This is a genomic window from Streptomyces sp. NRRL WC-3549, from assembly GCF_000721935.1.
GTDB lineage: Bacteria > Actinomycetota > Actinomycetes > Streptomycetales > Streptomycetaceae > Streptomyces.
In genome coordinates this window covers 42,979-45,158 of sequence record NZ_KL585438.1, presented here as the reverse complement: position 1 = coordinate 45,158, position 2,180 = coordinate 42,979, and the positions used below count along the sequence as shown (strand labels likewise).

3 protein-coding genes are annotated in these 2,180 nt (G+C 73.3%); all 3 read right to left on the bottom strand.

Annotated elements, in window-relative coordinates; genetic code table 11:
• Window positions 1-627, bottom strand: a 627-nt coding sequence (locus IH13_RS0132595) for a DedA family protein (protein WP_037843079.1), incomplete at its 3' end; no start/stop codon positions are given.
• 241 nt (window positions 628-868) lie between these two features.
• Window positions 869-1,327: a DoxX family protein gene (locus IH13_RS0132590; RefSeq protein WP_031090140.1), complete on the bottom strand. Its 459-nt coding sequence runs from the start codon at window positions 1,325-1,327 to the stop codon at window positions 869-871.
• A 663-nt stretch (window positions 1,328-1,990) separates the two neighbouring features.
• On the bottom strand, window positions 1,991-2,180 hold a 190-nt coding region (locus IH13_RS45290; RefSeq protein WP_234433474.1), incomplete at its 5' end, for a hypothetical protein.

Here is a 2,180-nt window from a genome sequence, read left to right as displayed (position 1 = left end):
TGTCCGCTCGCGGGACGGGCGGCGGACGACGACGGCCGCCAGGGCGCCCGCCAGGAACAGGGCGAGGACCGACACGGCCGTGCCGAGCCAGGTCGCGCCCAGCCACTGGGCGCCGAAGTAGCCGAGGCTCACGCTGTACCCCGCCCAGGCCACCCCCGCCAGCGCGGACCAGGGGAGGAAGTCCTTCGCCCGGCGATGGGCGGCGCCCGCGCCCAGCGACACGACCGAGCGCCCGGCCGGAGCGAAGCGGGCGATGACCACGAGAGCGCCCCCGCCCCTGCTGAGCGCCGCGCCGAGGCGTTCCTGGGCGGTGGTGAGGCGGCGGGACCTGGCGATGGCCCGGTCCAGTCGGGCGCCGCCGCGCCAGGCAAGGCGGTACGCCACCAGGTCGCCGAGTACCGACGCGGTGGCCGCGCACAGCATCAGGACCAGGAGGGAGGGCACCTGCGGGGCCGCGGCGCCGGCCGCGGCGGTGACCGTCGTCGTGCTCGCGGCCGCAGCGGTCGCCGCCGCTATCACCAGTACACCGCTGGGAAGGAGGGGCAGGAAGACGTCCAGGAGCACCGAGAGGGCGACCACCGCGTAGATCCATGGGGTGCCGGTCAGCGCACCCACACTCTCGAGCACTTTCTACTCCCCGTTCCAAGTCACCGTGTGGCAACACCGCGACGTCGCATGGGGAGCGGCCGGAGCGGCAGGCCGACGTAGGCCAGCACTCCAGGGTACTTCTGTGGTTCACGTGCGGTTCGTCGGCGGGTGCTGATGTTGTGCAGGTCACGTACGCCCCGCCGACCTCGGGTGGGTGGACGGCGGGGCGTATCCGGCGCGTGGGCGGGGTGGGGCCGTGGGGCGCGGGGGCTGTGAGCGGTCAGACCGGGATCGCCGGTGCCTTCTCCTGGGCGCCCCGTTGCTCGCGAGGAACCTCGGTCCGGGAGGAGAACAGCCGGTCCACGGCCACGGCGCCGGGGCCCGTGAAGACCAGCAGCAGGAACGCCCAGCAGAAGACCGCCGAGGCCTCGCCCCCGTTCTGCAGGGGGAACAGGGATTCGGGCTGGTGCACCTTGAAGTACGCGTACGCCATCGATCCGGAGGAGAGGAGGGCGGCTATGCGTGTGCCGAGGCCGAGGGTGACCAGGATGCCGCCGACGAACTGGATCACCGCCGCGTACCAGCCGGGCCAGCTGCCGGCGGGGATGCTGCCCCCGCCCATGGCGCCGCCGAGGACGCCGAAGAGCGAGGCGGCGCCGTGGCACGCGAAGAGGAAGCCGATGACGACACGGAAGAGAGCGAGTGCGTAGGGCTGCGCCCTGTTCAGTCGGGTGAACACGTGGGGGCTCCTTCGGTCTGGGGACGTGAACCGATCGGGGCCGCAAGGTTAGGTACGCCTCACTAGTGCTTGCAAGTTAAACATTTTGTCGACTGGCTGAAAATTGGTCATCCGTTCGAAGCGGGGGGCTGCGCCGAAAAGATCACCAGCTGCGCCTCAGTGGGGCGCTCGGTGGCCTGAACCAATGGCGGTAAGGAATTCCGGCCATCCGGAGTGAGGGGCGTCAGCTGGTTGCCGGACCATGCCCCGGCCGCCCGGGGCCGGTGGGTCGGAGGCGCGTCGGGCCGTCCGGGGCGCGTCCGGCGGGGCCCGGGCCGTCGGGCCCGGCCGGCTCCGGCCGCACCGGTAGGCCGCGCTGACCGGTGGGGGGCGGGAGGTGTGGGCGAGGGGGCAGGTCAGCCGGAGGATGCGGGCGTCTGGAGTGTCGCCCGGGGCGTACGGAGGCCGGTGGGGTCCGGCGACGTACGCATGGTGCACATCGCCCCGGAGCGCCACAAACCGCCGCCGGGGCCGCAGGGCTCCGGCCGACGTCCCGCAACAGGCCGGACAGGCGGCTGAATGGCGCGGGGATGCCGCCCGATGTCCCAGGTCGCGGGCGTGCTGGGGCTTCTCCCTGAGTCTGGCCCGGCGTCCTCCCCGCGCTCTCCGGCGCTGTGCTGCGCTTCAGGCCTCCGCTCGGTGGGTGAGGGTGGTGGGGGCCGCGGCTGTGAGGGGCCTGCGGGGGAGGTGATGGGAGGGGACCGGGCCGACGGGGGCCTCCTCGCGCTTCCGGTGCTTCTGCTCCGCTCCGGGCATCGAACGCCGCCGCTCCTCCGGGAGGCGGGCTACCCGGGAGCTCTTCACCGGCAGGCGG